The organism is Kitasatospora sp. NPDC028055, from assembly GCF_040637885.1.
GTDB lineage: Bacteria > Actinomycetota > Actinomycetes > Streptomycetales > Streptomycetaceae > Kitasatospora.
This window is the reverse complement of sequence record NZ_JBEZXE010000030.1, coordinates 73,233-96,226: the sequence shown is the minus strand read 5'-3', so window position 1 is coordinate 96,226 and position 22,994 is coordinate 73,233. Positions and strand designations below refer to the sequence as shown.

General features: G+C 72.9%; 18 protein-coding genes and 1 riboswitch. Of the genes, 10 read left to right on the top strand and 8 right to left on the bottom strand.

Features of this window, described 5'->3' with window-relative positions; all coding sequences use genetic code 11:
* Positions 1-15 precede the first annotated feature (15 nt).
* On the top strand, positions 16-468 hold the full coding sequence (locus tag AB0F71_RS26200; RefSeq protein WP_360238678.1) for an NUDIX domain-containing protein: 453 nt from the start codon (positions 16-18) through the stop codon (positions 466-468).
* A 134-nt stretch (positions 469-602) separates the two neighbouring features.
* Here AB0F71_RS26200 and AB0F71_RS26195 read toward each other — a convergent pair whose 3' ends face one another.
* From AB0F71_RS26195 to AB0F71_RS26185, 3 genes are all read right to left on the bottom strand, one after another.
* Positions 603-2,837, bottom strand: a complete 2,235-nt coding sequence (locus AB0F71_RS26195; RefSeq protein ID WP_360238676.1) for an ABC transporter permease — start codon at positions 2,835-2,837, stop codon at positions 603-605.
* Positions 2,834-3,520 carry an ABC transporter ATP-binding protein gene (locus tag AB0F71_RS26190; RefSeq protein WP_360238674.1) on the bottom strand — a complete coding sequence of 229 codons (687 nt, stop codon included), beginning with the start codon at positions 3,518-3,520 and terminating at the stop codon, positions 2,834-2,836. Before AB0F71_RS26190 ends, AB0F71_RS26195 begins: the two co-directional genes overlap by 4 nt.
* Positions 3,521-3,593: 73 nt before the next feature.
* Positions 3,594-4,118: a PadR family transcriptional regulator gene (locus tag AB0F71_RS26185; protein ID WP_360238672.1), complete on the bottom strand. Its 525-nt coding sequence runs from the start codon at positions 4,116-4,118 to the stop codon at positions 3,594-3,596.
* A gap of 463 nt (positions 4,119-4,581) precedes the next feature.
* Here AB0F71_RS26185 and AB0F71_RS26180 point away from each other — a divergent pair, with 463 nt between their 5' ends.
* Positions 4,582-5,238, top strand: a complete 657-nt coding sequence (locus AB0F71_RS26180) for a hypothetical protein (protein ID WP_360238670.1) — start codon at positions 4,582-4,584, stop codon at positions 5,236-5,238.
* Positions 5,239-5,298: 60 nt separating this feature from the next.
* Here AB0F71_RS26180 and AB0F71_RS26175 read toward each other — a convergent pair whose 3' ends face one another.
* From AB0F71_RS26175 to AB0F71_RS26165, 3 genes are all read right to left on the bottom strand, one after another.
* Entirely contained in the window at positions 5,299-5,976 is a 678-nt protein-coding gene (locus tag AB0F71_RS26175; protein WP_360238668.1) for a YoaK family protein, read from the bottom strand.
* Positions 5,977-6,034: 58 nt separating this feature from the next.
* Positions 6,035-6,769 (bottom strand): MgtC/SapB family protein, encoded by a 735-nt coding sequence (locus AB0F71_RS26170; protein ID WP_360238666.1) that lies wholly within the window; start codon positions 6,767-6,769, stop codon positions 6,035-6,037.
* A 190-nt stretch (positions 6,770-6,959) separates the two neighbouring features.
* Complete coding sequence (locus AB0F71_RS26165) at positions 6,960-8,648, bottom strand: NRAMP family divalent metal transporter (protein WP_360238664.1); 1,689 nt, start codon at positions 8,646-8,648, stop codon at positions 6,960-6,962.
* Positions 8,649-9,014: 366 nt separating this feature from the next.
* A riboswitch (M-box (ykoK) riboswitch) is annotated at positions 9,015-9,191 on the bottom strand.
* 168 nt (positions 9,192-9,359) lie between these two features.
* Here AB0F71_RS26165 and AB0F71_RS26160 point away from each other — a divergent pair.
* From AB0F71_RS26160 to AB0F71_RS26145, 4 genes are all read left to right on the top strand, one after another.
* Entirely contained in the window at positions 9,360-10,139 is a 780-nt protein-coding gene (locus AB0F71_RS26160; RefSeq protein ID WP_360238662.1) for an ABC transporter ATP-binding protein, read from the top strand.
* Positions 10,136-12,877 (top strand): FtsX-like permease family protein, encoded by a 2,742-nt coding sequence (locus tag AB0F71_RS26155; RefSeq protein ID WP_360238660.1) that lies wholly within the window; start codon positions 10,136-10,138, stop codon positions 12,875-12,877. The genes AB0F71_RS26160 and AB0F71_RS26155 overlap by 4 nt, the downstream gene beginning before the upstream one ends.
* Before the next feature lie 126 nt (positions 12,878-13,003).
* Positions 13,004-13,375, top strand: a complete 372-nt coding sequence (locus tag AB0F71_RS26150; protein ID WP_360238658.1) for a BlaI/MecI/CopY family transcriptional regulator — start codon at positions 13,004-13,006, stop codon at positions 13,373-13,375.
* Positions 13,372-14,280 (top strand): M56 family metallopeptidase, encoded by a 909-nt coding sequence (locus AB0F71_RS26145; protein ID WP_360238656.1) that lies wholly within the window; start codon positions 13,372-13,374, stop codon positions 14,278-14,280. The genes AB0F71_RS26150 and AB0F71_RS26145 overlap by 4 nt, the downstream gene beginning before the upstream one ends.
* Before the next feature lie 95 nt (positions 14,281-14,375).
* Here AB0F71_RS26145 and AB0F71_RS26140 read toward each other — a convergent pair whose 3' ends face one another.
* A complete protein-coding gene (locus AB0F71_RS26140; protein ID WP_360238654.1) occupies positions 14,376-15,452 on the bottom strand; it encodes an NlpC/P60 family protein in 1,077 nt (358 codons plus the stop codon).
* Between the two features lie 455 nt (positions 15,453-15,907).
* Between AB0F71_RS26140 and AB0F71_RS26135 the strand changes: the two genes are divergently transcribed.
* Genes AB0F71_RS26135 through meaB form a run of 3 tightly spaced genes read left to right on the top strand, consistent with a single transcriptional unit; the run spans position 15,908 to position 20,995 of the window.
* Positions 15,908-17,776, top strand: coding sequence for a methylmalonyl-CoA mutase family protein (locus AB0F71_RS26135; RefSeq protein ID WP_360238652.1), 1,869 nt, complete (start codon positions 15,908-15,910; stop codon positions 17,774-17,776).
* Positions 17,773-19,989 carry a methylmalonyl-CoA mutase gene (gene scpA / locus AB0F71_RS26130; RefSeq protein ID WP_360238650.1) on the top strand — a complete coding sequence of 739 codons (2,217 nt, stop codon included), beginning with the start codon at positions 17,773-17,775 and terminating at the stop codon, positions 19,987-19,989. Before AB0F71_RS26135 ends, scpA begins: the two co-directional genes overlap by 4 nt.
* A 13-nt stretch (positions 19,990-20,002) precedes the next feature.
* Complete coding sequence (gene meaB, locus AB0F71_RS26125) at positions 20,003-20,995, top strand: methylmalonyl Co-A mutase-associated GTPase MeaB (RefSeq protein ID WP_360238648.1); 993 nt, start codon at positions 20,003-20,005, stop codon at positions 20,993-20,995.
* Positions 20,996-21,041: 46 nt separating this feature from the next.
* Here the strand turns inward: meaB and AB0F71_RS26120 are convergent, their stop codons facing one another.
* Positions 21,042-21,464, bottom strand: a complete 423-nt coding sequence (locus AB0F71_RS26120; protein WP_360238646.1) for an ATP-binding protein — start codon at positions 21,462-21,464, stop codon at positions 21,042-21,044.
* 278 nt (positions 21,465-21,742) lie between these two features.
* Between AB0F71_RS26120 and AB0F71_RS26115 the strand changes: the two genes are divergently transcribed.
* A complete protein-coding gene (locus AB0F71_RS26115; protein ID WP_360238645.1) occupies positions 21,743-22,987 on the top strand; it encodes a helix-turn-helix transcriptional regulator in 1,245 nt (414 codons plus the stop codon).
* Positions 22,988-22,994 lie beyond the last annotated feature (7 nt).

The window sequence follows — 22,994 nt, the reverse complement described above, 5'->3', positions numbered from 1 at the left end:
GGAGCTGACGGCGAAGTGACGACCGCACCGGTGCTGGGCGCCGGGATCATCGTGCCCACCGGGGACGGCCGGGTGCTGGTCGGCCGCCGCACCACGGCCGGCGAACCGCCGACCTGGAGCCTGCCCGGCGGCAAGGTCGACCCGGGTGAGTCCTTCGAGCGGACCGCGGCCCGCGAACTGGCCGAGGAGACCGGGATCGTGCTGCCGGCCGAGCGGATGCGGGTGCTCGCCGTGCACCTGGACCACGAGCTCGGCCGGCCCCGGCTGACGGCCGCCGTGCTGGCGCCGCCGAGTCTGGCCGAGGCCGTGGTCACCGAGCCGCACGCGTGCGCCGGCTGGGAGCGCTTCCCGGTGGACGCGCTCCCGGAGCCGATGTTCTACCCGTCCGCGCTGGTGCTCGGCAGCTGGCTGTCGCAGTATGCCCCGGCGGTACGGCCCGCGACGCACGGCTACCCCGTCGCCCGCTGAGCGCGGGCGACGGGGCAAGCGACGGGGGCAACCGGCGGAGTCAAGCGACGAGGCACCCGACAGGGCAAGCGACGGGCCACCCGACGGGCCACCCGACGAGGCACCGGGCGGAGCGGTCAACTCGACTACCGCGCTCAGCCGTTGCGTGCCGCCTCCGGCCCGGTGATCCGCCGCAGCAGCGGCAGGGTCGAGGCGATGATGCCCAGCGAGGCGACCAGACCGAAGCCGGTCAGTCCGTAGTACGTCAGGCCCGGCGAGGCCAGGGCGTAGTCCATCTGGGACTTGAGGAACATCGCCGCCGCGGCGAAGCCCGTCCCGATCGCGAGCGCCGAGACCACCAGCAGCGGCAGCGCGCTCTCCAGTCCGATCACCCGGCGCAGCAGCCGCAGCGGCGCACCGGTCAGCCGGAGCATCGCGAACGGCCTTATGCGGTCGGACAGTCCGGCGACGACGCTCACCGCGAGGCTGCACCCGGCGACCGGCAGGGTGGTCAGCAGCACCACGTTGGCCAGCTGCCGCCAGCCCTGGAGCTTCCGCTGCCCCTCGGAGGAGTAGTCGTCGGCCATCCTGGTCACGTACGCCGGGAACGCCTCGGTGAACAGGGTCCGCAGCTGCTCCTTGGCCGCCTGGGAGTCGTCGGTGGTCGCGTAGACGATGAACACCGGGAGGGCGGCGGCCTCCTCGGCGGAGAGCGGCGCCGCCGGCCACTCCTTCTCCGGGTGCGCCTGGAGGTCCAGGACACCGTTCCGGTCGACGGCCGCGACCTCGGCCCCGGGGGCGCAGTGGCCGACGGCGGGGATCTGCGCCAGTTCCGAGCAGCGGACCAGGACGGGCACGGTCCGTTCCCGGCCGTACCGTGACGCACCGATCCCGGCCGGGTTGTCGTGCAGCAGCGCCATCCCCTCGAAGCCGGGGACGGCCCGGGCTCGCGCGATCACCCCGTCGGGCACCGAGGGGAGCACGGCGGACCGCTCCGGGCCGAGCAGCGGGGTGGCCACGACCGCCTTGCGGACCTCGGGGGCGCCGTCGAGCGAGCCCCGGTTCAGGTTGATGGTGGTCATGATGCCCAGGGTCGCGGTGGTCACGAACAGGGCGAGCACCAGGCCGGCGATCGAGCGGAAGCCCGCCCGTGGATCGTCCGACAGACGGCGCATCGCGATCAGCGAGGCCGGCCGACTGGTCCGCCGGGCCACCGCCCGGGCGGTGGCCATGGTGAGCCAGGGACCGGCGATCACCAGACCGAGCATCACCAGGACGAAGCTGGTCAGGTACGCCAGGGACTGCCCGTCGGTGGTCTTCGGGTGGTCGCCGACGAAGTAGCCGAGCTCGGCGAGACCGGCCACCAGCGGCGCCAGCCGCCAGGGGCTCGGCGGCTTCGGGGTGACCCGGCGGGAGACCCCGAGCGGCGAGACGGTGACCCGGCGCAGCGCGAACCGGGCGGCGAGCGCGGCCGCCAGCGGCACGCCCAGCGCCGCACCGACGGCCTGCGGCAGGCTCAGCGAGAGATCGGTGGCGAAGAACCGGTCACCGGTGAACGGCACGTCGGCCGCCAGCGGCCTCAACGCGAAGTACAGGCCGAAGCCGAGGACCGTACCGGCCACCGCCGCCACCGCGGACTCCACCGCCGAGATCACCGACACCTGGCCCGGTGTGGCCCCCACCAGCCGCATCGCGGCGTAGCGCTGCTCGCGGGTGGCGACGGACAGCCGGGTGGCGGTGCCGATGAAGATCAGCACCGGGAAGATCAGCGCGGCGGCCACCACGGTGAGCACCAGGACGAGCGCGTCCCCGTGCACGCCGGCGCCGTAGCAGCCGTACTCGCAGTCGGTGGGCAGCGTGGTGGCGATGCTGGTGACGGTGGTGGCCCGCGGCATCGCCCGGACCTCGTCGGCGGTGCGGCCGATGACCACCGCGAGGGTGTCCGGGGAGGGCAGCGCTTCCTCACCGAGGGTGCCGACCTGGCGGCCCGGGAAGCGGTCGCCCAGTTCGACGGCCGGGGTCTCGCGCAGCAGCTTCGCGAGCGCCGGGGAGGCGTAGTACTCGCCTGGCGCGGGAAGCCGGCTCAGGCCGGGCACCACCGGCGGGTGGGGACCGGTCGGGGCGAGTTCGGCCTGGAAGACGCTGTTCCCCTGGTAGTAGTCCATCCGCGCGTGCCACCAGAGCGGGTCCGCCGGGGCTGCCGCGGTCGCGCCCTTGGCACCCGTGTTCATCCAGGTCTGCCGGGCGTTGCTGCGGTCGATCGCGTTGATGCTGGAGAGCACCGACAGCAGCAGCCCGACCCCGATCGCCACCGCCGCAGCGATCATCAGCAACCGGGCCACGGCCTCCCGGCCGCCGCTGACGGCCAGGCGGAGCGAGAAGCGGATCACGGGGCCACCGATCCGGTGGAGAGCGTACGGGCCTGGCCGTCGCGGACGATCGCCTCGCGGTCGGCGTAGGCGGCGACCCGCGGTTCGTGGGTGACCAGGATGACGGTGGTGCCCTGCTCGCGGGCCGAGGCGACCATCAGCTCCATCACCTGCTCGCCGGTCAGCGAGTCCAGCGCGCCGGTCGGCTCGTCGGCGAACAGCACCCGTGGCCGGGCCACCAACCCCCTTGCCAGCGCGACGCGTTGGGCCTGGCCGCCGGAGAGCTCGCCGGAGCGGCGCTGCTCCAGGCCGTCCAGGCCGAGCCGCGCGAACCAGGGGCGGGCCTGGGCCAGCGCGGAGCCCCGGCGGACGCCGTTCAGCAGCAGCGGCAGGGCCACGTTCTCCTCGGCCGTCAACTCCGGTACCAGCTGGCCGAACTGGAAGACGAACCCGAACTTGTCGCGGCGCAGGGCGCTGCGCTGGGCCTCGCTCATCCGGTCCAGGCGCTGCCCGTCGAACAGCACCTCGCCGGCGTCGGGCACCAGGATGCCGGCCAGGCAGTGGAGTAACGTCGACTTGCCCGAGCCGCTGGGGCCCATGACGGCGAGCACCTCGCCGGCCCGGACGGACAGGCTCGCCCCGCGCAGGGCGGGCGTCTCGCCGAAGGCGAGGGCGAGGTCGCGGGCCTCGATGACGGCACTCATGCGCCCGCCTCGCTTCGCTCGGCGGGCGCTTCGCGCAACTCGCACCTCTTGATGATTCGCTCACTCCGTTCACTCATGCGCGCACCTCCGCGGCGAGCGCGTCCAGCCGGGCGGCGGTGAGGTCGATCCAGCGCAGGTCGGCCTCCAGGTGGAACAGGCCGTGGTCGGCGAGGAGGGCGTCCACCAGGGCGCCGGTGCGGCGCAGTTCGGTGAGTTCGCGCATCCGGCGCAGGTGGGCGGCGCGCTGGGTGTCCAGGTACAGCTCGGCGTCACGGCCGAGCAGCAGGGCCAGCACCACCTTGGTGAACAGCACGGACTGCAGGGTGGGTTCGGGGGCGACCGGCTCCTGGAGCCAGGTTTCGAACTCGGTCGCCCCGGTCTCGGTGATGACGTAGCGCTTGCGCTCGGGCCCGTCGCCCGGCTCGGCCTCACCGGCCATCACCTTGCCGTCGCGGGCCAGTCGGCCGAGGGTCGCGTAGACCTGGCCGTACGGGAGGGGCTTGCCCCGGCCGAAGAGGGAGTCGTAGTCGCGCTTGAGGTCGTAGCCGTGGCTCGGCTCCCGCTCCAGCAGCCCGAGGAGGGTCAAAGGAACACTCATGCGGAGGACCATACACCAGGGATATACACCGAGTGTATATCCGCCGAGAACAAGCCGCTGACCTGGTGGAACGTCAACTCCTCGACAGGGGCGGGCAGGAGGCGGCCCCCACGGCCGCCCCCTGCTCCGCCGCGGCACGGCCCGGTACCCCCACGGTCGCCGGACCCGGGCCGCACCCAGGCACGGAGGGCGCGGCCGGAGTCCAGCCTGCCCGGCCCGGCGGCCGCTGCCGAGGGCCGAACGTCCCGGGTGGACCGGGCCCGGCGGGCCTGGTGGTCCGGGGCTTGACCCAGGCTTGGCCAGGGCTTCGCGCGGGCTCGGCCAGGGCTCGGCCAGGGCGAATCGGGTCGAACCGGGTGGACCGGCACCGCGCGCACACCCCGGTCTTGTGCGAGGGGGGCGGTCGGGTGGAGATTGGGTAACGAAACCCCGTACGCGCCCGCGTCCTTGAGGAGACCTCAGCGTGTCCAGCACACCCCGCCCGGCCCGATCGGCGTCGCTCCCGCGGCGAACCGGCCGTCAGCTGCGGCGGGCCTTCGGTGCCCGGCACGAACCGTTGGCCCGTCCGCTCGACCGGTCCCGCGCCCGCGCCTGGCTGCTCACCGTCGTCGGCGGGCTGCTGGCCGCCGCCCTCTCCGTCGGCGGCGCGCTGCTGCTCTTCCGCGCCACCGCCCCGCAGGCCGACACCAACCGGACCCGGCTGCACCGGATCGACGCTGTGGTGACCGCCGGGCCCAACCGCGGTTCGGCCCCCACCAGCCGGTTCTCCGGCGGCTACGGCAACCAGGTCGAGGTCGAGGCCGCCTGGACCTACCCCGGGGCCACCCCGCACACCGGCACCGTCGAGGCCTCCGGCTCACCCACCGTCGGCGGCGTCGTCCAGGTCTGGGTCGACCCGGCCGGCAACCCCGCCAATCCCCCGCTCGACCGCGCCGCCCTCGCCGTCTCCGCGGCCTGCACCGGCGCCGGCGCGCTGCTCGCGCTGTCCGCCCTGATCGCCTTCGCGCTGCGGCTGCGCCTGAGCGCGCTCAACCGCCGGGCCGAGGCCGGCTGGACCGCCGAGTGGGCCCGGCTGGAGCCGCTCTGGAGCGGCCGCGCCGGGCACCGCCGGGAGGAGTGATCGAGGCCGGTCCGCTCACGTCACCGTCCGTTCAGGGGGGCCGAGCAAGGTCCGGAGCCGTCAGCGGCGCGCCGTCCAGGCCGGGGCCGGGACGGGCTTGGCGGCGTGGTGGGTGAGGGCGGCCACCGCGACCAGCAGGGCGAGCGCCAGGCCCAAAGCAACCGGGACGGCGGCGTGCAGGACCAGTACGGCACCGAGGAGGGCCCCGGCGAACATCCACACCGTCGAGGCGAGCCGCCGCAGTCCGGTGCGGTCCGCGGCGAGGGCGGTGATGGTCATGGTGAGCACGGTGGTGGTGAGGTCGGGGACCTTGAGCGAGCGGACCACCGCGTTCTGGCCGCCCATGGCGAGGGCGAGCAGCCCGATCAGGGTGTAGCGGGCAGGGTCGGAGCCGTGGCCGAGCACGGCCGCGAGGACGGTGCTCGCGGCGAGGAGCACCGCCTGGGCGGCGACGGCGGCGGTCAGCAGGTGCCCCCGGTGGCCGGGCAGGTGCCGGGCCAGGTGGCCGCCGGCCAGGGCGCCGAGCACGAAGGCGGCCAGGGCGGCCAGCGAGGCGGTGGCGGACAGGCCGGGGGCACCGGCCAGGGCGAAGCCGAGGAAGACCACGTTGCCGGTCATGTTGGCGACGAAGACGTGTCCGAGCTCCAGGTAGCTGACCGCGTCCACCACCCCGGTGACCAGCGTCAGCACCAGCAGCATCGGCACCAACGGTCCGTGCTCGGGGTCGGCTTTCAGCATCGGACGGCCTCCGGGGGGGTATGCGTGACGGTCCGTCCGTTCTACTACCTCGGCGTGCTCAGGCGAGCGCAGGGCTGCCCGGGTCGTCCGACTCGTCGTCCAGGTGCCAGTGCAGGTCCCGGACGCCGGGCTCCAGCGAGAGCCGGCTGACGACCTGCTCCAGCGCGGGGGCCACCTGCCCGCCGATCGCTACGGTGGCCCGCAGGCTGGTGGCGTCGCCCTCCTCGGTGCGGCGGGCGCGCAGGCCGGTCGGGGCGAGGCCCGAGGCGGTCAGGGCCTGGAGCAGCAGGGCGCGGATGTGGGTCTCGGACTTGCGGTCGCACTCCACGTGGACGGTGGCCCGGACGGTGGAGTCCGGGTCGCTGCCGGACTGCGGGGAGCGGTCGAGCAGCCGGCCGGCCGGGCGCAGCACCAGGTGGACGGCGAGCACCGCGAAGGTGCCGAGGGCGGCGAGCTCCAGCTTGCCGGAGGCGGCCAGCACCCCGACCGCGGCCGAACACCACAGCGTGGCAGCGGTGTTGAGGCCGCGTACGCCGGCCCCGTCGCGCAGGATCACGCCACCGCCGAGGAAGCCGATGCCGGAGACCACGTAGGAGGCGACCCGGGTGGGGCTGCCGGTGTCGCCGACCGCCTCGCTGTACAGGACGAACAGGGTGGCACCGGCGGCGACCAGGGCGTTGGTCCGCAGGCCGGCCATCCGGGCCCGCCACTGGCGCTCGATGCCGATCAGCGCGCCGCAGGCGACGCCGGTGGCGAGCCGGACCAGGAACTCGACGGTGGTCAGGGTGTGCACGACGGCACCTCCTCCAAGGGATTCACGGGGAACACGGACAGCAGGGGAAGCAAGGGGACCACAGGGATCGCGGGGATCACGGGAAGCACGGGGATCGCGGGGACCCCGGGCCGGGGGAACGGAGCCAGAAGGTACGGACGGGTGGCGAGCCGCTGCCCGCCACCCGTCCGTACGGGCTCCGCTCGGCGGCTCAGTGGTTGAGCGCGGTCTGGACGACCTTGATGATGACCATGACCATCGCGATCAGCAGGTAGGCGCGCAGGGCGCCCATGCCGACCTTGCGGGCGGTGGACATCGCCGGCTGGCTCAGCGTCTCCAGCGGGGGCATCCGCCAGTCCTCCCGGCCGGTGCGGTCGATGGGGTCCTCCTTGGTGCCGGTACGGCCGGCGGTGAAGAAGTAGCCCGCGACCAGGACCCCGACCATGCCGCAGCTGCCCATGATCCACAGGATCGCGTCCGAGCTGATGCCCGGCCAGACCACCGACGCGGTGAGGATCAGCGAGAGCATCACCAGGACGCCGACCACCGTGGAGGTGAAGGCGTTGGTCCGGGGCCCGTTGGCCCAGGGGCCGAGCACGGCCCGGTCGTTGCAGAGCAGCAGCAGGAAGACGGTGGCGGAGGGCAGCAGCACCCCGGCCAGCACCTGGACGAACTGGGTGATCAGGCCCTGGGTGTAGCCGTTGGACAGCAGGGTGATCGTCGCGGCGACGGCCACCAGTCCGGCGTAGACGGCGTAGAAGCCCTTGGCGCCCTTGACCCCGCGGTGCAGGGAGTGCTTGATGCCGAAGACGTCGCCGATGGCGTAGGCGGTGGAGAGCGAGACGGCGAAGGCGCCGATGATCGAGGCGTCCAGCAGGGCGATGGCGAACAGCACGCCCGCCAGGTGGCCGGCCTTGTCCTCGATGCCCTTGGCGACGGCGGCCGTGTCGGAGAATTGGCCGAAGCCGTCGGTGCCGGCGAAGGCCGCCGCCGTGAGGCCGATCAGCGCGGCGGCGCCGATGATCACGATCGCGATGCCGATCCACAGGTCGACCTTCTCGTACTTCATGAAACGCGGGGTGATCCGCTTGTCGATGACGTACGACTGCTGGAAGAACAGCTGCCAGGGGGCGACGGTGGTGCCGACGATCGAGATGATGACCATCATGACGGCCGCGAGCTGGCCGGCGCCGCCGGGCATCTGCGGCGTCACGAAGTCGTGGGCCAGCTGCGAGGTCTTGGGGTGGACCATGAAGTAGATCGGGACCAGCAGCAGCGAGCCGACGCAGAGCGTGATGGCGACCCGCTCGAAGCGCTGGAAGGAGCCGGTGAAGGCCGAGGCGATGATGATCGCCGCCGCCAGGACGACGGAGAGGACCTTGGGCAGGCCCAGGTACCCGGCCGCCATGGTGACGCCGATGAACTCGGTGACCAGGGTGAGGGCGTTGAGCAGGAAGAGGTCGATGACGCTGAACGCGCCCCAGAACTTGCCGAACCGCTCCAGGATCAGCCGGGCGTGGCCGACGCCGGTGACCGCGCCCAGGCGCAGCACCATCTCCTGGTTGACGTACAGCACCGGGACGAGCAGGAGCAGCGTCCACAGCAGCTGGGTGCCGTAGTTCTGGCCGGCCTGGCCGTAGGTGGAGAAGGCGCCGGCGTCGTTGTCGCCGACCATCACGATCAGGCCGGGGCCGACGATCGCCAGCAGGGTCTTGAGCCGGGCGGAGAGTCCGTGGCGGGGGGTGGTGTCGTCGAGCCGGATGGTGCCGAGCGCGCCCTTGATGTCGCCGACGTGGGCGTCGTCCAGCACGGCGGACTTGGCGGGCGCGACGGGCGCTGCGGGGGCGGTGGGGACTGTGGCGGCGGTGGGGACCTTCGGGTCCAGCATCACGTTGGTCATGGCGGGGCCTCCCTCCCCCTACCTTGAGGGGGCGTCAGGGGGCACGCAGCGGCAAGCCTCCCTGCGGGCGCACGGCATCCACGGCCGTACGGCGACGCTGAGCGGCGGCGGCCGTGCGGGCACGATGATGCTGACGACGCGTCAGTCGACCTGCGTCCGGGCATGGTTGAGCGCAGGACGAAGCGTCGGGTGAACGCGCAGGGAAGGTTGTTACCGCGTGCCGGAGGTGTTCGAGAGCATGCGGAGGTAGGGGCTACTGTGGCCCGGACTATCGCAGTCCATGTCTCTCGCCTCCTCCCGGTCGGGGGCGCACCGTCTGTGCGCCGCATCACGACACGGCAAGGAGCACACCGGTCTTCGACGACCGGTACACCCCAACTCGTCAGAGCTTTGGCACTCCACGGCGTGTCCAGCCGGATCGGCCGGAAGCCACTTGGGGTCAACCCTTAACTCGGGAAGACCTGTCCTGAACCTGGGCGTCTCTCGACGTCGTCGGGTCAGTGGCCTGTGTCCGTGAAGACGCCTCACCGAACGAGGTGCCTTTTCAAACCTCCCAAAGCATAGACCCGGCACGGCGACCCCGAGTCACCTTTTCGGCTGATCTTCGACAGCTTTGTAGAACCTTGACCAAACCTGCGGCGACTTGCTCATCCCCCACCGGCATATATAGTTCACCGACATATGCAGCTGAACAGCTCACGAGGGGGAACCATGTCCCACATCGATCCGAGCCGACCCGCGCCCGTCCTGCAGCTGGCCGGGGTCTCCCGGGTGCACGGCCGCGGCGCCGCCGAGGTGCACGCCCTGCGCGAGGTCGACCTGACCGTCCACGCCGGCGAGTTCGTCGCCGTGATGGGGCCCTCCGGCTCAGGCAAGTCGACCCTGCTCACCCTGGCCGGCGGGCTGGACCTGCCCAGCGGCGGCGAGGTGCTGGTCGAGGGCGTGACCCTCGGCGGCCTCAGCCGGGGCAAGCTCGCCGACCTGCGGCGGCGCTCCGTCGGCTACGTCTTCCAGGACTACAACCTGATCCCGGCGCTCACCGCCGCCGAGAACATCGCCCTGCCGCGCGAACTCGACGGCGTCTCCGGACGCACCGCCCGCCGGGAGGCCCTCGCCGCCCTGGAGGAACTGGGCATCGGCGAGCTGGCCGACCGCTTCCCCGACGACATGTCCGGCGGCCAGCAGCAGCGCGTCGCCATCGCCCGCGCCCTGATCGGCGAACGCCGCCTCGTCCTCGCCGACGAACCCACGGGGGCGCTCGACTCCGCCACCGGCGACGCCGTGCTCGCCGTGCTGCGCGCCCGCTGCGACGCCGGGGCGGCCGCCATGATGGTCACCCACGAGGCCTCGCACGCCAGTTGGGCCGACCGGGTGGTCCACCTGCGGGACGGTGCGGTCGCCTCGGAGAGCGTCGGACGCCGCTCCGGCAGCTGCCAGGCCGCCGTCCACCGCGACCACTCCTTCGGCTCCTTCGGCGAGGTGGCCCGATGAAGTTGGGAGCGTGGAAGCTCGCGCTGCGGATCGCCCGGCGCGACGCCCTGCGGGCCAAGGGGCGCAGCGCCCTGATCGTGGCCATGATCGCGCTGCCCGTGCTCGGCGTCACCGGCGCCGACGTGGTCCACCGCAGCGGCCAACTGTCCCCCGCCGAGCGGGTCGAGCGGGTGGTGGGCGGCGCGGACGCGCTGGTCACCGCGGTCAGCCCGGGCCAGACCGTCGAACAGGCCCCGATCGCCGAGGACGGCGCGTTCGCCGTCCAGCCGCGGCCCGGGCAACAGCCCACGCCCGAGCAGCTCAAGGGCGCGAGCACCGACCCGACCGCCCTGGTCGGCTCGCTGCTGCCGCCCGGCAGCGCGCTCACCCCGGTCCGGACCGGCCCGGAGACCGGCGCGAGCTCACCCGAGGGCCTGGTCCGCACCCTCACCGCCGAGGCCGACCTGGGCGACCCGGTCTGGCGCGGCCGGGTCGACCTAGTCAAGGGCCGCGCACCCGGCGCACCGCACGAACTCGCCGTCACCCAGGCCTTCCTGGACCACTCCGGGCTCCGGCTCGGCAGCGACACCACCGTCCAGGGACTGGAGCGGACCACCTTCCGCATCACCGGCCTGGTGGAGTACCCGGACGACCTCAACCGGGTCGAACTCATCGCCCGGCCCGGCGAGTTGCTCGACCAGCTGGCCGCCGCGGCGGAACCCGGACAGCCCGCCCCCGGGCAGGGCCGCACCAACCACAGCTCCTGGCTGGTGCACCTTCCGGGCGGGGCGACCCTGGACTGGGCCACCGTCCAGTCGTTCAACGCCCACGGCTACACCCTCACCGCACGCGCCGTCGCGCTCGACCCACCGCCGTACGGCGCCGTCCCCTACTACCGGGACTCCACCGTCTACCGCGACCCCGCCGGCGGCAACAGCACCAAGGTCGTGGTCGCCACCGTCACCGGCATGGGGCTGCTGGAGGTCGCCCTGCTCGCCGGCCCCGCCTTCGCGGTCGGCGCCCGCCGCTCCCGCCGCCAGCTCGCACTGCTCGGCGCCGCGGGCGGCCGGCGCACCCACATCGGCGCGGTGGTGCTCGGCGGCGGCCTGGTGCTCGGCCTGGCCGGGGCGGCCCTCGGTGTGGCGGTCGGCACCGGACTGGTCGCCGCGCTGCGGTCGGTGATCGAGGAGGTCGGCGGCGCCCGCTTCGGCCACTTCGCCCTCCCCCCGGTGGACCTGCTGGCCATCGGCGGGATCGGCGTGGTCACCGCCCTACTCGCGGCCGCACTGCCGGCCTGGCAGGCCGCCCGGCGCAGCGTCACCGCCGGCCTCACCGGGCGGGACACCGTCCGGTCACCCAACCGCCTGGTCACCGTGCTCGGCGTGGCGCTGCTCCTCGGCGGCGGCGCGATCGCGATGTACGGCGCGGGCGCCGTCCAGCACGGCTCGCCCGTGGTCAGCACCTACGACGCCCGCACCCTCACCGTGCTGGTCGGCTCGGTCTGCGCCGAACTCGGGCTGCTCGCCTGCACACCCGTCCTGGTCGCCCTGTTCGGCCGGCTCGCGGGGCGGCTGCCGCTCGGCCCCCGGCTGGCGCTGCGCGACTCCGCCCGCAACCGCTCGCGCACCGCACCGGCCGTCGCCGCGGTGATGGCCGCCGTGGCCGGAGCCGTCGCCATCGGGGTGTACAGCACGAGCACGGACGCCGAGAACCGGCGCGACTACCGGCCGGAGGCCCCGTACGGCGCCGTCCAGCTGATCAGCCACCGGGAGGGCCCGGAGTCCGCCCAGCTGCTGGCCGAGGTGGAGAAGCAGCTCTCCGGGCTCGGCCCGCGCGCCGAAGTCGGCCAGGCCCTCTACAAGTTCTGCGACAACTGCTCCAGCACCGTCACCCTCAAGGGCCCGGTGGAGCTGCGCCGGCTCGCGGCGATCCCGCACCTCGCCACCGGGGACGCCACCGTGCTGCACAACCTGTTCGACGTCCGGGACCAGGCGGCCGAGCAGGCGCTGGCCGCCGGGAAGCTGCTGGTCTTCGACCGGTCGCTGATCGGCGCCGACGGCAAGGCCGTGCTGCTGCTGCGCGGGGGCGGCGGCGCCCCACTGCAGCCCGGGCAGGTCCCCAAGCCCGACCTCCAGGAAGTCCCGGTGGACGCGGTGCTGGTCGACGACCCGGACGCCGCCCGCTACGCCCAGGGCCTGCTGCCGACCACGGCGCTGAGCAGGCTCGGCCTCGCCTCGGCACCCCAGGGCGCCGTCTGGCGACCGGCCACCCCGCCCGACCGCAAGGCCCAGCAGCGGGCCGCGGCCGCCGCCGCCCGGCTGGACCACTATGCCGAGCTGGACGTCGAGCGCGGCTACCAGCCCAAGAGCGACGCGCTCACCCTCGCCCTCAGCGGCTTCGCCGGACTGGTCGTGCTCGGCGCGGCCGGGATCGCCACCGGGCTCGCGGCCGCCGACTCCCGGCAGGACCAGGCCACCCTGGCCGCGGTCGGCGCACCGCCGCGGATCCGCCGGACCATGGCGGGCCTGCAGTGCGCACTGATCGCGCTGCTCGGGGCGCTGCTCGGGGCGGCGAACGGCTTCGTCCCGGCGGTGGGGCTGTTGAAGTCCCGGGCCAGCGGGTTCGGTTCGAAGCCGATGCTGCTCACCGCGCCCTGGGGGGAACTGCTGCTGGTGGTCCTGGTGCTGCCGGTGGTGGCCGGGCTGCTCGCGGCGCTGTTCACCCGTTCCAGGGTGCCGCTGGGGCGGCGGCTGTCCTGAGTCGTCCAGTCCGTGGGCGCCCGCTCCCCTCACCCGGGGGCGGGCGCCCGGTGCGTTACGTAGCATGGGCCGCGTTCCAGCGGGCGAAGGGCGCCGGCGGTCGGTGCGGCGAGGGAGACGAGGGCGGTGCTACGGGGTTTCGGCGATCTCGAGGCCGAGATCATGGACCGGTTGTGGGCCTGGGGCCGTCCGGCCACGGTGCGCGAGGTGGTCGACGACCTCCAGCAGCAGCGCCCGGTCGCGTACACCACCGTGACCACCGTCGCCGACATCCTGCACACCAAGGGCTGGCTGCGCCGGGACAAGGTCGGCCGCGCCTGGGTGTACGAGCCGACCTGCACCCGGGAGGCGTACACCGCCCAGCTGATGCACCAGGCCCTGGAGACCACCACGGACCGGGCCGGCGCCCTGCTGCAGTTCGTCGACCGGATCAGCGGGGACGAGGCGTCCGCACTGCTCGCCGCCCTCGAACAGGTGAAGGCCCGGGACGCCGAGTGACGCTCGCCCTGCTCGGCCTCTACCTGGCCGCGACCGGCGTGCTGCTCCCCCGCCGCCTGGCCGGCTCGGCCCGGCTCCAGGCCCGGCTCCAGACCCGCCCGCTGCTCGGCGTCGCGCTGTGGCTGGCACTGATGGCCTCCTTCACCGTCGCCCTGGTGCTCGCGGCGCACCACGCGTTCGAGCCCGCCACGCACGAGCCGGCCGGGCTGATCGGCCTGTTCCCGCACCTCGAACCGACCGGGCCGGTCCTGCCGCACACCCACGACTGGTGGCTGCTCGCCGCCACCGGGGCCCTGCTCACTGGGCCGGCGGCCGCCGTCGGCGTCCGGACCGGGCGGGCCCGGCGGCGGCACCGGGCGGTGCTGGACGTGGTCGCCGTACGGGACCGGCGCTGGGGTGCCCTGGTGCTGGAGCACGCCCACCCGACGGTCTACTGCCTGCCCGGCCGGCGCTCCCGGGTGGTGCTGTCCCGCGGGGCGCTGCGGCTGCTGGACGAGCGGCAGCTGGCCGCGGCCGTCGCCCACGAGCACGGGCACATCCGCGGCCGCCACCACCTCCTCCGCCTGCCCGTCGACACCTTCGCGCTGCTGCTGGGCCCCCTGCCACTGGCCCGGCTGGGGCGCTCGGAGGTGGCACTGCTGCTGGAGATGGCGGCCGACGACGCGGCGCTGGCCGAGGTGTCCCGGAGCGAACTGGCCTCGGCGCTCTGCGCGTTGGCGGCCTCCGGGCCAACTCCCGGGACAACTCCCGGCACCGCTCTGGGAGTCGCCTCCACCGGAGTGCTGGCCAGGGTCCGCCGACTGGCCCGCCCGGGCAACGGCCGGCGACGCCAACTGGCCTGGCGGCTCGGGGTGTTGGCGCTGCCGACCCTGCCGTACCTGCTGGCCTGCGCACCGCACCCGTAGCAGGTGCGGCGCGCAGCCGCCGGGCTCAGCGCTCTGGGCTCAGGGCTCTGGGCTCAGGGCTCCGTGGCTACGGGCTCCGTGACCACGGACTCCGACTACGGCCGGACGGCACCCATGTACGGCATCGCGGAGATCGGCAGGACCTCGACGTTCTTGCCGGTGCGCGGGGAGTGGATCATCTTGCCGTCCCCGATGTAGATCCCGACGTGGTGGATGTCCGGATAGAAGAAGACCAGGTCACCGGGCTGGAGGTCGGAGCGGGCGACCCGCGGGCCGTCGTTCCACTGGTCCTGGGACATCCGGGAGAGCTTGACGTTCGCCGCGCGGTAGGCGGCGCCGGTGAGGCCGGAGCAGTCGAAGCTGTTGGGGCCGGTGGCGCTCCACTGGTACGGCTTGCCGAGCTGGGCGTAGGCGAACTGGACGATCGCCGCGGCCCGGCCGCTGGCGGCCGCCGGCGGGGCCGGGGTGTTCAGGTCCGGGCGCGCGTCCGAGCGGGAGGCCCGGTCGGCGGCGGCCGCCTGCTGGGCCTCGGCCTTGGCCTTGTCGGCGGCCTGCTGGGCGTTGACCTTGGCGCGGTCCTCGGCGCTCAGCTTGTTGAGGGTGGCCTGGGCCTGGGCGAGCTTGGTCTGGATCTGCTGCTTCTTCGCCGCCAGTTCGGTGCCGACCGAGTCGAGCTGGGCGAGGGTGGCGGTGGCCTCGGCGCGGTCCTGGTCGAGCTTGCGCTGCTCGCCCTGGGCCTGCTTGAGCAGGGCCGTCTGGGTGCCGGCCGCCTGGTTCTGCGCAGAGGCGCGCTCCAGGTAGCCGGCCGGGTCGGAGTCGAACATCAACTGGACGGAGGGGTCGATGCCGCCGTTGCGGTACTGGTCGGCGGCGACCGCGCCGAGCCGGGTGCGCAGCTCGTTCATCGCCTCCTGGCCACGGGCGACCTTCTCCTGGATCCGGTTGGCCTCGCCCTGGAGCTTCTGCTGCTTCTCCTGGAAGCCGTTGTACTGCTCGACGGACTGCTCGGCCTCCTCGTTGAGCTTGTCCACCTGCTCCTTGACGGAGGCCAGGTTCGGGGCCGGCTCGGCGTGGGCGGTGCCGGCGGCGAGCACCGCACCGCCGGCCATCGCCGTGGTGAGGACCGCCATGCGGGCCCGGCTCGGGGGGCTGGGCTTACGGCGCTTTCCCATCGAGATGGCACTCCTTCGGGGGACGGGCGGGGGGAGGTGCGGGGGGAGATGCGGGGAGGTGCGGTGACATGCGGTGACACTGGAGGAACGTCCGAGGGGCATTCGCACGTTCATCCGACCATCCGGGAATTCGGCCGAGGCCCCGGCGGCACGCCCGGGTAGGGGTGCGCAGACGCGCAGGGGACGGCGAAGGACGGGCGGGGCCGTACGGGGGATGCCGTCCCCACCCGCCTTCTTCGAAGTAACTTAATAGATGAGGGGCGGGGTTCCGCAATCCCCCTGATCCAGGGCACTTCCGGGCGGCCGACCGACCCTCCGCCGGGCCCCGACCCCCGCCTCGTGACACTCCCCGCCGGACGGAGTGCTGGCCACGCGCCGAAAGCGCGCCAAATCGAGAACAAGGTCACACTTAACGACCCTCCTTCCGCTCCGCTGACGGGCGCTAACCTGCGGACATGAAGGTCCCGCCCGAAAGGCTCCCCCTCGCCGCCGAGTTCCCGGCCGCGCACCGTGAGCAGTGGCAGCAGCTCGTCGAGGGCGTGCTGCGCAAGTCCGGTGCCCAGCCGGAGGACGGCGCCGCCGCCGAGCAGGCGCTCACCACCGCGCTCCAGGACGGGCTGCGCGCCCGCCCGCTGTACACCGCCGAGGACACCTCGGTCGAGCCCGGCTACCCCGGCTTCCCCCCGTTCATCCGGGGCGGCCGGCCCCAGGGCTCCGCCGTCGCCGGGTGGGACGTACGCCAGCGGCACGCCGACCCGGACCGCCGGCGCGCCAACGAGGCCGTACTGGCCGACCTGGAGCACGGCGTCGGCTCGCTCTGGCTGGAACTCGGCGACGCGGGCCTGCCCGTCGCCGCCCTGCCCGAGGCGCTCGACGGGGTGTACCTGGACCTCGCCGCCGTCGCCCTCGACGCGGGACCGGACTTCACCGAGGCCGCCGAGCGGCTGTTCGCGCTGTACGAGGAGCGCGAGGTCTCCCCCGCCTCCGCCGCCGGCAACCTCGGCGCCGACCCGCTCGGCCTCCAGGCCCGCACCGGCTCCGCCGACCGTACCGAGGCCCTGCTCGCCGAGGCCGCCGCGCTCGCCGCCCGCTGCGCCGAGGGCTACCCGAACGTCCGGGCCCTGACCGTGGACGCCCTTCCGTACCACGAGGCCGGCGCCTCCCCCGCCCAGGAGCTGGGCTGCGCGCTCGCCACCGGCGTCGCCTACCTGCGCGCGCTGACCGCCGCCGGCCTGTCCGTCGACGCCGCGCTCGGCCAGCTGGAGTTCCGCTACGCCGCCGACGCCGACCAGTTCCTGACCATCGCCAAGTTCCGCGCCGCGCGCCGCCTCTGGGCCCGCGTCGCCGAGGTGTCCGGCGGCTCCGCCGAGGCCTCGGCGCAGCGCCAGCACGCCGTCACCTCCCGGGTGATGATGACCGCCCGCGACCCGTGGGTGAACATGCTGCGCACCACCGTGGCCTGCCTGGCCGCCGGGGTCGGCGGCGCCGACGCCGTCACCGTGCTGCCCTTCGACAGCGCCCTCGGCCTCCCCGACGCCTTCGCCCGCCGGATCGCCCGCAACACCCAGTCGATCCTGCTGGAGGAGTCCCACCTGTCCCGGGTGATCGACCCGGCCGGCGGCTCCTGGTACGTCGAGCAGCTCGGCGAGGAGCTGGCCCGGGCCGCCTGGGCCTGGTTCCAGGAGATCGAGCGGGCCGGCGGCCAGCAGGCCGCGCTGGCGTCCGGGCTGGTCGGCGACCGGATCGCCGCGACCTGGGCGGAGCGGTCCGCGAAGCTCGCCAAGCGGCGCGAACCGGTCACCGGCGTCAGCGAGTTCCCGCACCTGGACGAGCAGCCGCTGGTCCGCGAGCCCGCCCCGGCCGGGCACACCGGCGGCCTGCCGCGGGTGCGCCGCGCCGAGGCGTACGAGGCGCTGCGGGACCGCTCGGACGCCCACCTGGCGGCCACCGGCGCCCGTCCGGCCCTCTTCCTGGCCTCGATCGGCACGGCCGCCGCGCACACCGGGCGCACCACCTTCGCCGCCAACCTGTTCCAGGCCGGCGGCATCGCGACCACCGCCACCGAGGGCGTCGACCCGGCCGCGTTCGCCGCGGCGTTCCGGGCGTCCGGTGCGACCGTCGCCTGCCTGTGCTCCAGCGACGCCCTGTACGGCGAGCACGCCGCGGCCGTCGCCGTAGCCTTGAAGGAGGCGGGCGCCCAGCGCGTGCTGCTGGCCGGCCGCCCGGCCGAAGTACCCGCCGGAGTGGACGAGTTCATCTACGCGGGCGGGGACGCGATCGCCGTCCTCACCTCCCTGCTGGACCTCATTGGAGTGGCGCGATGATCCCCGACTTCACCGGAATCGGGCTGGACGACTCCTCCGCCGGTCCCTCCGCCGGAGACGTCACCGACGCCCAGTGGCAGGCCGCCTGGCGCCGGTCCACCGGCAAGGACGTCGACGAGCTGGTCTGGGACACCCCGGAGGGCATCGGCGTCAAGCCGCTGTACACCGCGGCCGACCTCGAGGGCCTGGACTTCCTGGAGACGTACCCCGGCATCGCCCCGTACCTGCGCGGGCCGTACCCGACCATGTACGTCAACCAGCCGTGGACGGTCCGCCAGTACGCGGGCTTCTCCACCGCCGAGGAGTCCAACGCCTTCTACCGCCGCAACCTCGCGGCCGGCCAGAAGGGCCTCTCGGTCGCCTTCGACCTGCCGACCCACCGCGGCTACGACAGCGACCACCCGCGCGTCACCGGCGACGTCGGCATGGCGGGCGTCGCCATCGACTCGATCTACGACATGCGCCAGCTGTTCGACGGCATCCCGCTCGACAAGATGTCGGTGTCGATGACCATGAACGGCGCGGTGCTCCCGGTGCTCGCGCTGTACATCGTCGCGGCCGAGGAGCAGGGGGTGCCGCCCGAGAAGCTCGCGGGGACCATCCAGAACGACATCCTCAAGGAGTTCATGGTCCGCAACACCTACATCTACCCGCCGCAGCCGTCGATGCGGATCATCTCGGACATCTTCGCGTACACCTCGCAGAAGATGCCCCGGTACAACTCGATCTCCATCTCCGGCTACCACATCCAGGAGGCCGGGGCCACCGCCGACCTGGAACTCGCCTACACCCTGGCCGACGGGGTCGAGTACCTGCGCGCGGGCCTGGACGTGGGCCTGGACGTGGACGCCTTCGCGCCGCGGCTGTCGTTCTTCTGGGCGATCGGCATGAACTTCTTCATGGAGGTCGCCAAGCTGCGCGCGGCCCGGCTGCTGTGGGCCAAGCTGGTCAAGCAGTTCGACCCGAAGAATCCCAAGTCCCTTTCGCTGCGCACCCATTCGCAGACCTCGGGCTGGTCGCTGACCGCCCAGGACGTGTTCAACAACGTGACGCGCACCTGCGTCGAGGCGATGGCCGCCACCCAGGGCCACACCCAGTCGCTGCACACCAACGCCCTCGACGAGGCGCTCGCGCTCCCCACGGACTTCTCCGCCCGGATCGCCCGCAACACCCAGCTGCTGCTCCAGCAGGAGTCGGGCACCTGCCGGGTCATCGACCCATGGGGCGGCTCCGCGTACGTCGAGAAGCTGACCCAGGACCTCGCCGCCCGGGCCTGGCAGCACATCCAGGAGGTCGAGGCGGCCGGCGGCATGGCCAAGGCCATCGACGCGGGCATCCCCAAGATGCGCGTCGAGGAGGCCGCCGCCCGTACCCAGGCGCGGATCGACTCCGGCCGCCAGCCGGTGATCGGCGTCAACAAGTACCGGGTCGAGAACGACGAGCAGATCGACGTGCTCAAGGTCGACAACTCGGCGGTACGGGCCCGGCAGATCGAGAAGCTGCGCCGGCTGCGCGAGGAGCGCGACGAGGCGGTCTGCCAGGACGCGCTGCGCGCCCTGACGGCGGCCGCCGAGGCCGGTCCGCAGCGCGGCGGGTCGCTGGACGGCAACCTGCTGCACCTGGCCGTCAACGCGGCCCGGGCGAAGGCCACGGTCGGCGAGATCTCCGACGCCCTGGAGAAGGTGTACGGCCGCCACTCCGGCCAGATCCGTACCATTTCCGGTGTGTACCGAGACGAAGCGGGCCCGTCGGCCTCCCTCCAGCGCACCCGCGACCTGGTCGAGCGGTTCGAGCAGGCCGAGGGCCGTCGCCCGCGCATCCTGGTCGCCAAGATGGGCCAGGACGGCCACGACCGCGGCCAGAAGGTGATCGCCACCGCCTTCGCCGACCTCGGCTTCACCGTCGACGTCGGCCCGCTGTTCCAGACCCCGGCCGAGGTCGCCCGCCAGGCCGTCGAGGCGGACGTCCACATCGTCGGCGTCTCGTCGCTGGCGGCCGGACACCTCACCCTGGTGCCCGCGCTGCGCGCCGAACTCGCCGCGGCCGGGCGGGAGGACATCACCATCGTGGTCGGCGGCGTCATCCCGCCGCAGGACTTCGAGGCCCTGTACCAGTCGGGCGCGGCGGCCGTGTTCGGCCCCGGCACGGTGATCCCGGACGCGGCCTTCGACCTGCTGACCGCCCTGGCCGCCGAGCTCGGCCACGAGCTGTGACGGTCTGATCGTCATGCCACCGAGGACGATCGACCTCGACAGCTACGTGACGGGCGTCCTGGACGGCTCGCGCGCCTGGATCGCGCGCGCCGTCACCCTCGTCGAGTCCACCCGGCCCGACCACCGCGCGCTCGCGCAGCAGCTGCTCCAGCGGCTGCTGCCGCACGCGGGCGGCGCGGTGCGGGTGGGCATCACCGGGGTGCCCGGTGTCGGCAAGTCGACCTTCATCGACTCCTTCGGGACGATGCTCACGGGCCTGGGCCACCGGGTCGCGGTGCTCGCCGTCGACCCGACGTCCACGCGGACCGGCGGCTCCATCCTGGGCGACAAGACCCGGATGGAGCGGCTGGCCGTCGACCCGAACGCCTTCGTCCGGCCGTCGCCCACCTCTGGGACGCTGGGCGGCGTCGCCAAGGCCACCCGGGAGTCGATGGTGGTCATGGAGGCGGCGGGCTACGACGTCGTCCTGATCGAGACCGTCGGCGTTGGCCAGTCCGAAACGACCGTCGCCGGGATGGTGGACACCTTCCTGCTGCTCAGCCTTGCCCGTACCGGCGACCAGCTCCAGGGCATCAAGAAGGGCGTGCTGGAGCTGGCGGACGTCATCGCCGTCAACAAGGCGGACGGCCCGCACGAGCGGGACGCGAAGGCGGCCGCCCGTGAACTCGCGGGCGCGCTCCGGCTGTTGCAGCCCCCGGACGCGGCGTGGACGCCGCCGGTGCTGACCTGCAGCGGGCTCGACGGGGCCGGGCTCGACGTCCTGTGGGAGCGGCTGCAGCAGCACCGGAAGGTGCTCGACGCCACAGGCGGGCTGGCGGCCAAGCGGCGGGAACAGCAGGTCGAGTGGACCTGGTCGATGGTCCACGACCAGCTGTACGCCCGGCTGCACGCACACCCGGAGGTACGGCGGCTCACCCCGGAACTGGAGGCCCAGGTGCGGGCCGGAACGCTGCCGGCGGGGCTGGCCGCGCAACGGATCCTGGACAGCTTCTTCGGTACCACCTGAGGGATTCATCGCAGTCATGAAGGAGACCCTGGAAGCCTCCTGACGGTCACACCACCCCGGCGACGTGAAGTTCGAGCGCCGTGCCCCACCCATGCGTGGGGCACGGCGCTTCGGCATTCGCCAGGTACTCGAACCACACCACCTTGCCCACCTCCGCCGGCCGCCACCCCCACGCGTGCGCGAGCGCCTGGACGAGCAACAGGCCACGCCCGGTGGTCGCTTCGGGATCCCGCTCCCGATGCGGAAGCTCCGCACCCCGATCGGCCACCTCCACCCGCACCCGCCCGCTACGCCAGCGGACGGACACGACACACCGCTCCCCGGTGTGCAGGAGCGCATTCGCGATGACCTCGCTCGCACACAACTCCACCTCCTGGAACCCGTCTTCGGTCAGCGGCACCGACCACTCCCGCAGAATCGCCCCCACCAACCGCCGCGCCGCCGGCACGGCGTCCGGCCCCGGCGGCACCCCCCACTCCAGAGGTACCGGGAATCGAGCATTACTCAGTGGGCTGACAACCACGAACAGCCTCCAAACCAGGCAGACAATGAAGGAGCCGACACGAGACCGGCGTCGGTGTCTCGCGGGCTGCCGAGACACCGACGCATCAACGCGCTCTCACACTCAGTGAACAATCCGTCACGATCGTGAGACCATCGGCAATGCGGTACCCGCATACGGATATGCACGGAACGCATCGGACTGCCTCGCCTGCTTGGCTGAGGTCGTAGCGTTTGGATGGGCTGTTGAACTGGAATTCGGCAGTGGTCCGGGAGGCGTCCCGGTCGGCGAACTACGGCAAGGTCATCGAACTGGCCCGAACTAACCAGCGCATGACCCAGGTACAGCTGGGCGAGGCATGCGGGCTGTCGCAATCCGCTATCTCACGCTTGGAGAAACGAGGGACCGGCCCCTATGCCATGGATGTGCTGCTGAGAGTGTCGCAACACCTCAGCATCCCGGCCGGATTGCTAGGACTCGCCGATACAGCGAGGCGAGCGCGAATTGGAACTGAGGACGTGCATAGACGCCAACTTCTCGGTGCAGCTGCGGCGATCGTGGCGGCACCCGTCCTCGCCGCCGTTGCCGGGCCCACCGATGAGGCCGAGCAACAGGCTGCCGCGCTTCGGCTTGCCACCACGTCATACCGTCGACTGGATGGGTCAACTCCCTCACGCGATCTGACCGATGTCGTCCACTCCCATCTTCGCCTGATTCAGGGGCTGGTCGTCGCGGCGCCGACAGATGCCCACCGAATCAGGCTCGCCGCCGTCGCGAGCGAGGCGGCGAGCCTGGCCGCCTGGCTGGCGTGGGACATGGGAGATCACGGGTCTGCTCGATCGTTCTATGGCGCCGCAATCAAAGCAGCCCGATCTGGCGCCAACCCCCTGCTCGCCGCCTACCAAGCAGGAAGCCTGGCACAGTTCGAAGCCCAGACTGGCAACGCAATCCAGGCACTCAGCCTGGTGAAGAAGGCGCGCAGCCTCCTTGAATCCGGGCGACCAGCCATCGCAGACGCCTGGCTCGCATCCGTGGAGGCCCTCGGACACGCTTCCGCCGGCGACCAGCGAAGCTCAGATCGCGCGCTGACACATAGCCGAGCTGCCGCCCGCACCACCACGGGAGATGAACCGCCCCCATGGCCCTGGGTCTTCACCTTCGACGAGTCCAAAGTCGCTGCCTCCAGGGTGACCTGTGGCGCCAAGCTCGGACTTGAAGCATGGGTGTCGGATGGTGCAAGCGCTGTTCTCGCCACAGCTCACGCAAAGCAGCGCGCGTTGCTGGTGATGGACCTGGCAACAGGCCACCTGGCTGCCGGGCGGATTGAGGCGGCGTTCACGCTCGCAACCCAAGCCCTCGAGATCGGGTTCCAGTACCGTTCAGGGCGAATCATCGAGCGAGGCCGCGCACTCCGTCGATCGCTCAACACTCCCTCACCGCCCAAGGTCGTGAGGGAGTTCGATGAACGCCTTCACAACGTCTATCTGTAAAGGGAAG